Genomic DNA, 6,725 nt, shown 5'->3' on the forward strand with positions numbered 1-6,725 from the left:
CAGCTGGGCCCGCTGGACGGACCCCGCGGCGGATCAGCTGTTCCAGAGACCGTAGGTCTCCGCGAGTTCCGAGACCTTCTTGGCGCGCGCGAGGCGCGGGAGGTAGGAACCGTCCGCACCGGCGTGACCGGACTCGGCCTGCTCGATCATCTCACGGGCCCAGCGGATCTCCTGATCACTCGGGGCCAACGCGTGATTGATGCCGTCCGTCTGGTCCGGGTTCAGGCACAGCTTGCCCGTCATGCCCATGGACTGCGTGACCTTGCACGCGGCCTCGAGCTCCGCCCCGGACACCCCGTTGGTGGGGCCGTCGATGGGACCGGGCAGCTCACCCACCCGCGACGCCGTGACCAGGGTCGAGCGCGCGAACGCCAGGGCCATGGGGTCCCCCGAGGCACCGGTGTCACGGCGGAAGTCGCCCACACCGAACGCGAGCCGGAACACGCCCGGGGCGCGCGCGATGTCGTACGCGTTCATGAGGCCCACAGCGGACTCGATCAGTGCGACCACAGGGATTCCCGCGTGGCTCATCATGGCGGTCTTGGTGATGTGGTCCGGGTGCTCGGTCTTGGCGAGCACGATGCCCCGCAGGTTGTCGACCTCATTCAGCGCAGCCAGGTCCTTCTCCCAGTGCGGGGTGGTGATGTCGTTGATCCGCACCCATGCGCTCACGCCCTGGTGCATGGCCTCCATCATGTCCTCACGGGCGCGGTCCTTGTCCTCCTCCGGCACCGCGTCCTCGATGTCCAGGATCACGGAGTCCGCTTCCGAGGCCAGCGCGGGCGCGAACAGCGACGTGTCCGCCGCGGACGTCAGCAACCACGAGCGGGAGAGTCGCGCGGGAAGTGCAGCGGCGCGTTGGTTACGGTACGGGGCCATGGGTCTCCTGGGGAAGTGGGTGGGATCGGTCTGGGGGCGTTCGGGGCGGCTCGTCACACCCCGCGGGACGACGGCGTCAGGGCGCGATTCGTAACCGTGGGATCGGGGTGTCGTTCGGGACCGCGGCGAGCGCCCATCGGGTGCGGTACGGCGGCGGTGCCGCGCGGGTGAAGTCACCCGACACGCGACATCAACCCTAGTACGAGGGGCCATCGAGCGCCGTCGGTCCGGGGCACAAAAGCCCCCGCCGGGGGTTTGTGGGGACCCCACGAGGATGCGCGAACCACCCCGGCGTCGCGCGATGAGAAGCGACCTCCGTACGGCATGGCGTACCCCCGGTGAGGGTGCTCACCACCACACGGGCGCACGCGGCCCCCGGACGGGTCCTGCGCATCGTCCGGGGGCCGCGTGAGGTGATCAGGAGGCGAGCGGGGTGTGGTCCGGGTCCACTCGCTCGTCGTCCCGCACGGGACCCGATGCCGTGGCACCGGGGGCGAACGGGGAGCCGCCCAGCGACTCGCGACCGTGGGGGCTCGTCCAGTTCTCCAGGGACGGGCCGAGCGGCACGATGCCGGACGGGTTGATGTCCCGGTGCACGACGAAGTAGTGCTCCTTGATCTGCTGGAAGTCCACGGTGTCACCGAAGCCCGGGGTCTGGAACAGATCGCGCGCGTAACCCCACAGGTTGGGCATCTCCGTGAGCTTGTTCCGGGACGCCTTGAAGTGGCTCACGTACACCGGGTCGAAACGTGCGAGGGTGGTGAACAAGCGCACGTCCGCCTCGGTGATGTGATCGCCCATGAGGTAGCGCTGGCCGGAGAGCCGTTCCTCGACCCAGTCCATGGCCGTCCACAACCGCTCGTACGCAGACTCGTAGGCCTCCTGCGAGCCCGCGAAACCGCAGCGGTACACACCGTTGTTGATCTCGGTGTAGATGCGGTGCATCACCTCGCGCATCTCGGGCACGAGCTCCTCGGGCCACAGATCGGGGGCGCCCTCCCGGTGGAACTGCTTCCACTCGGTGCTGAAGTCCTCGGTGATCTGCGGGAAGTTGTTGGTCACCACCTGGCCCGTGGGGATGTCCACGATGGCCGGCACGGTGATCCCCCGGGGGTAGTCCGGGAAGCGCTTGAAGTAGTTCTCCTGCAGCCGCTCGGTGCCCAGCACGGGGTCGCGCCCATCCGGGTCCAGGTCGAAACGCCACGAACGGGAATCGTGCGTGGGTCCGGGCAGGCCCACCGAGATGGCGTCCTCCAGGCCCAGCAGGCGGCGCACGATCAGCGTGCGGTTGGCCCACGGGCACGCCCGCGCGGCCACCAACCGGTACCGACCGGCCTCCACGGGCCACGCCCGGGCGCCTTTGGCCAGTTCCGCGTGCTCCGGGTCCGCCACGATGCGGTCCTCGATGTAGGTGGTGTCGCGGTTGTACTCCTCGCCCTCGTGGACGTAGGCCCCGGCGGTGGAGTAGCGCCCGTCCTCGGCCTGTTCGATGTTCTGGGTCGTGGAATCCAACATGCTGTACCTTCCGTGAATATATTTTGATGATACGTCACCAATCCTCGAGTGGGGTAGCCCCGGGGTGCCCTGGACCGCGCGGAGGACTCGCGCGGAGGGCTACAGTGGCCCTGTCGAAACACCCCGCGTGAGCCCGTTGTCCCCTCACCCGAGAACTTGCCCATGACTTCTGCCCCACACCCACGGGACGAGCACGACCCGTCCGATTCCCCCTCCCAGGGCGCACCGTCACGCGGCGGCGCGCGGTCACCCGTGCCCGCTCCCCGCGAACGCCCGACCTACGGCATCCGCACCACGGGTCCCGGGGGCCCGCAGGGTTCCGCTGACCGGGACACCCAGTCTGCTTCGGGCGGAACGACGGCGCCCGGCTCGGCCGCCTCCCCCGGCTCCCCGACCGCGGCGCCGCCCACTAGGTCCCCGTCCGGCGCGACCCCGCGCCCGGCTGCGTCCCCGTCAGCGGAGGCCCGCGCGGCGTCGTCGCGTGCGGCGCGGCGCATGGGCCGCGGGCTGTCCTTCACCGTGGTCCTGCTGGGGCTGCTCGTCGGCCTCGGTCTGATTGCGCAGGGCGCGTGGCTCGGTTGGGTCATCGGGGCGGTCCTCACGGTGGCCGGGGTCGCGGGATACGCGCTCGTGCAGACCCGGGCGCTGCCGATCTTCCGGGATCCCACGCAACCCGTGCGCCGTGCGTGGTCCAAGCTGTGGCTGATCCCTGCGGCCCTGCTGCTCCTGGGCCTCGGCTGCATCGCCACAGCCTTCGTAGTCCCCTCGTGGCTCGGGCCCTCCGTGCCCGCGGACCTGCTGGACGACTACATCCTGGCGTTCATCGTGGGTGGGATGACCATGATCGTGGGTGCCGGGCTCGGTTTCGGCCTCGTGGCCACGTCCCGGCTCACCCGGCCCGACGACGACGATTCGCCCCTTCGCCCCACGGACTACGCCGAGCGACTGCGTGACCGGGACCGGCGGGACGAAGGCAACTATTACGATTCGGACTGGATCAGACACGACCCCCGGGACTGACACCCCCGTCCATCCGCCAGCCCCCGCCCCGCGCGGCGCACCACGAGGAAACACCCATGGACAGCACGACCGGCACCCGGCACACGCCGTGGCTCAGCGACACCGAGGACCGGGTGTGGCGCAGCTTCCTGACCCTGTCCCGCAGCATGGAGCGCGCGGTGGACCGGCAGCTGCAACGTGACAGCAAACTGTCCGGATCCGAGTACGAGGTCCTCGTCCCGCTGTCCGAGAGCGACTCGGGGGAACTGCCTTCGCGTGAATTGCTCCGGGAACTGGACTGGGAACGCTCGCGGTTGTCCCACATGCTCTCCCGTATGGAACGGCGGGACATGATCTGCCGCTCCCCCAGCCCCACCGATGCCCGCGGGCTCGTGGTGGGGATCACCGAGCACGGGCGCGAGGTCATCGCGCGCGCGGCCCCCGCCCACCTGGAGATGGTGCGTGCCGCGTTCATGGACCGGCTCAGCGAGGAGGAACAGACGGCCCTGGTGAGCATCGCGGACAAGGTGTTGCCGCGCTTGCGGTCCATGGATCTCGCCTGACGGATCTTCGAGCCGTGGTCCTCGCGGTGGACCCCGGGGCTTGCTGCGGCCGGCGGGTCCCGCGGGTTTCCAGGAAAAAGGCCCGTTAACAGGGGACGGGTCCTGCCACTTGGGGGATCGGCAGGACCCGTCGGACATCCCGAATCTGGGGGAGATCGGGACGCCGGCCAGCCGGGGGATCATCCGGGCGCGTATTTGGGGGGATGCGCCCGGGCCACTTCGGCCGACAACAAGATTTTATGCAGTAACTACATTGATACGCAAGTAAAGCTACTGATGATCCCGAGAATCGACGAGGACCCCCGGAAATCCGGGGGTCCGCTGCATCACAAGTAGACTTATTTCGTTATATTCACATGCTTTGTATTGTCCCCCAGTCAGGTGTGATCGTCCACGCTTGTTTCCCTCCGAGGTTCGCCACCCTTGACCGGTGCAACTGGCCGCTGCCGGCGACCCACCTCCAGCTGGCATCGCTGACCGACGCCACCGGTGGGCACGCCAACGAAAGCACCCCACCACCGTGCGCGAACACGGGGTCGGGGTGCGCCGTCGTAACGGGACCGAGCGAAAGACTCAGCGGCTCTCGCCTTCCTTGGCGAGTACGTAGTCGTACTGGACCTCGTTGCCGGAGCCGTCCGCGCGCTCCTGCACATCCAGCATGAGCTCGGGCTTCACAGCCGAGGCGATGTCGTCCTCGTTGTGCGGGTCACCCGGGAAGTAGAGCTGCTGGGTGACCATCTGGTAGCCGGGAGCGGAGACCTTGATGTGGATGTGCGCGGGGCGCCACGCGTGCCAGCCGGCGGCGGCGATCAGCTGACCGCACGCACCGTCCGTGGGGATCTGGTACGGAGCGGGCTGCATGGTGTGGATCTCGAAGTGCCCGTTCTCGTCCGCCTTGACGGTGCCGCGGAAGAGCCACTCGGGCATGTCCGGCGCGTACTGGGAGTAGAACCCGGCGGCGTCGGCGTGCCAGATCTCCACCTGGGCGTCCTTGATGGGGTTGCCGTCGGTGTCGGTGAAGTCACCGTGGAACAGTAGCGGGGTGCCCTCCTCATCCTCGCGCATCTCGAGCGTGGCAGGGGTCTGCAGTTCGGGGGCGTTCGACACGTAGTAGGGGCCCTCGATGGTGCCCACGGTGCCCGGGCGCCCCTTGGAGTTGACGTCCTCCACGGTGTGCTCGAGCCATACGTCCAGGAACAGCGGCCACTCACCATCCGTGCCCACCTTGATGAGCCAGGCCTTCAGGGCGTTGTACTCCTCATAGGTGACCTCGTGCTCTTCCACGATGTCGTTGGCAGCCTTGATGAGCGCACCCGCGAGCAGCGAGACGCGCTCCTTGGGGACGTCGAGCTTGGACTTCTTGCCGGAAGCGGCGAAACGCTCGGTGGCCTTGGTACCGGCTTCGACGGCGGTGCCCTGGCTCTCCTTGAGGTGTGCGGCGGAAGGGTTGTCAGTCATGGTGACCTCCACGGTTCTCGTAGCAGATGGGGACGCCCGGGGGTGATGGCAGCTGCCCCTCGCTCCGCGCTCCGGACCCGTCGATCGGACCCCTGGCCGGATGGCGACCGTGAGGCACGCAACTGCGATCCGTGACGTCCATCTCAGATTAGTGCGGCGAATCTATATTCAACAAATATTTAATCCGGTGTTACTCATTCTATAAAGCGAAAAAATGACCCCAGGTTCAGCCTAGGGTTCCCCCTGATGTGAGTGGGGTCACCCTCCATCAGTATGAGGGGTACGCACCTGCTGGTTCACCTGCGGGTCGCGCCCCTCAGGCCCCTCGGTCCCGCACCCGCACCCGCACCACCTCGTGGGCTGACGTCGGCGCCCAATGTTCAAGGAGTTACGCCATGACCGAGACCCTGAGCCGTTTGCACGACGTCCTCGACGGCGCCGTCGAGGACGACCGCGCAGAGGGGATCATCCGCGCCAAGCGCGAGATCTTCACCGACGCCGAGATCTTCGAGCTCGAGATGAAGCACATCTTCGAGGGCAACTGGGTGTACCTGGCCCACGATACGCAGATCCCCAACGTGGGCGACTACTTCACCACGTACATCGGCCGTCAGCCCATCGTGATCTCCCGGGACAAGAACGGTGAACTGCACGCCCTGATCAACGCGTGCGCCCACCGCGGTGCCATGCTGTGCCGCCGCAAGACCGACAACCGCACCACGTTCACCTGCCCGTTCCACGGCTGGACGTTCCGCAACTCCGGTGAGCTGCTCAAGGTCAAGGACTCCCGCAACGCCGGCTACCCGGAGAACTTCAACAAGGACGGCTCCCACGACCTCACCAAGGTAGCCCGTTTCGAGAACTACAAGGGCTTCCTGTTCGGATCGCTGAACCCGGATGTCCTACCCCTCGAGGAGCACCTGGGTGACGCCACCAAAGTGATCGACTCCATCGTGGCGCAGTCCCCGGAGGGCCTCGAGGTGCTGCGACTGCATCGCTCCCAAGGGTGAGTCGGACAAGTCCCGCGCCCACCGGATCCGCCAGTACGAGGACTTCTTCAACGCCACCGGTATGGCCACCCCGGACGATCTCGAGGAGTTCCGCTCCTGCCAGAAGACATACCAGGCCACCTCCGCGCCGTGGAACGACATGAGCCGCGGCCGGGATCTATACCAAGTTCGGCATCTATTCCCGCAGCGAGCTCGCGGCCCTGTACCGGAGCAGGAATAACGGGCCCTGCTGGGCCGGGAGTCGAGAGCCGGGACGACCCCGGTGTCGCCACCCGCCCACGACCGCACGCAGGATGCGGCC

General features: G+C 67.6%; 6 protein-coding genes. 3 read left to right on the top strand and 3 right to left on the bottom strand.

Annotation, left to right across the window (positions count from 1 at the left end):
* Positions 1-33: 33 nt before the first annotated feature.
* Both J1M36_RS08345 and J1M36_RS08350 read right to left on the bottom strand, forming a co-directional pair.
* A complete protein-coding gene (locus tag J1M36_RS08345) occupies positions 34-879 on the bottom strand; it encodes a CoA ester lyase (protein WP_167318053.1) in 846 nt (281 codons plus the stop codon).
* A gap of 417 nt (positions 880-1,296) precedes the next feature.
* Positions 1,297-2,394 carry a glutathione S-transferase C-terminal domain-containing protein gene (locus J1M36_RS08350; RefSeq protein WP_206479037.1) on the bottom strand — a complete coding sequence of 366 codons (1,098 nt, stop codon included), beginning with the start codon at positions 2,392-2,394 and terminating at the stop codon, positions 1,297-1,299.
* A 162-nt stretch (positions 2,395-2,556) separates the two neighbouring features.
* Between J1M36_RS08350 and J1M36_RS08355 the strand changes: the two genes are divergently transcribed.
* Together J1M36_RS08355 and J1M36_RS08360 are read left to right on the top strand one after the other, a co-directional pair.
* Positions 2,557-3,414: a hypothetical protein gene (locus J1M36_RS08355; protein ID WP_241246972.1), complete on the top strand. Its 858-nt coding sequence runs from the start codon at positions 2,557-2,559 to the stop codon at positions 3,412-3,414.
* Between the two features lie 56 nt (positions 3,415-3,470).
* On the top strand, positions 3,471-3,956 hold the full coding sequence (locus J1M36_RS08360) for a MarR family winged helix-turn-helix transcriptional regulator (protein WP_206479038.1): 486 nt from the start codon (positions 3,471-3,473) through the stop codon (positions 3,954-3,956).
* A gap of 573 nt (positions 3,957-4,529) precedes the next feature.
* Here J1M36_RS08360 and catA read toward each other — a convergent pair.
* Positions 4,530-5,414, bottom strand: a complete 885-nt coding sequence (gene catA, locus J1M36_RS08365) for a catechol 1,2-dioxygenase (protein ID WP_206479039.1) — start codon at positions 5,412-5,414, stop codon at positions 4,530-4,532.
* Positions 5,415-5,809: 395 nt separating this feature from the next.
* On the opposite strand from catA, the gene J1M36_RS08370 reads away from it, so the two are divergent.
* The gene (locus tag J1M36_RS08370) at positions 5,810-6,424 is read left to right on the top strand and encodes a Rieske 2Fe-2S domain-containing protein (protein ID WP_274606035.1); all 615 of its coding nucleotides are present in this window, start codon (positions 5,810-5,812) and stop codon (positions 6,422-6,424) included.
* The last annotated feature ends 301 nt before the right edge of the window (positions 6,425-6,725 follow it).

The organism is Kocuria sp. KRD140, assembly GCF_017168375.1.
Taxonomy (GTDB): Bacteria; Actinomycetota; Actinomycetes; order Actinomycetales; family Micrococcaceae; genus Kocuria; species Kocuria marina.

Bases quoted from the DNA above. Each gene is read 5' to 3' on its own strand.
- J1M36_RS08345 (WP_167318053.1), bottom strand. From the start codon at position 879: ATGGCCCCGTACCGTAACCAACGCGCCGCTGCACTTCCCGCGCGACTC.
- J1M36_RS08350 (WP_206479037.1), bottom strand. From the start codon at position 2,394: ATGTTGGATTCCACGACCCAGAACATCGAACAGGCCGAGGACGGGCGC.
- J1M36_RS08355 (WP_241246972.1), top strand. From the start codon at position 2,557: ATGACTTCTGCCCCACACCCACGGGACGAGCACGACCCGTCCGATTCC.
- J1M36_RS08360 (WP_206479038.1), top strand. From the start codon at position 3,471: ATGGACAGCACGACCGGCACCCGGCACACGCCGTGGCTCAGCGACACC.
- catA (WP_206479039.1), bottom strand. From the start codon at position 5,414: ATGACTGACAACCCTTCCGCCGCACACCTCAAGGAGAGCCAGGGCACC.
- J1M36_RS08370 (WP_274606035.1), top strand. From the start codon at position 5,810: ATGACCGAGACCCTGAGCCGTTTGCACGACGTCCTCGACGGCGCCGTC.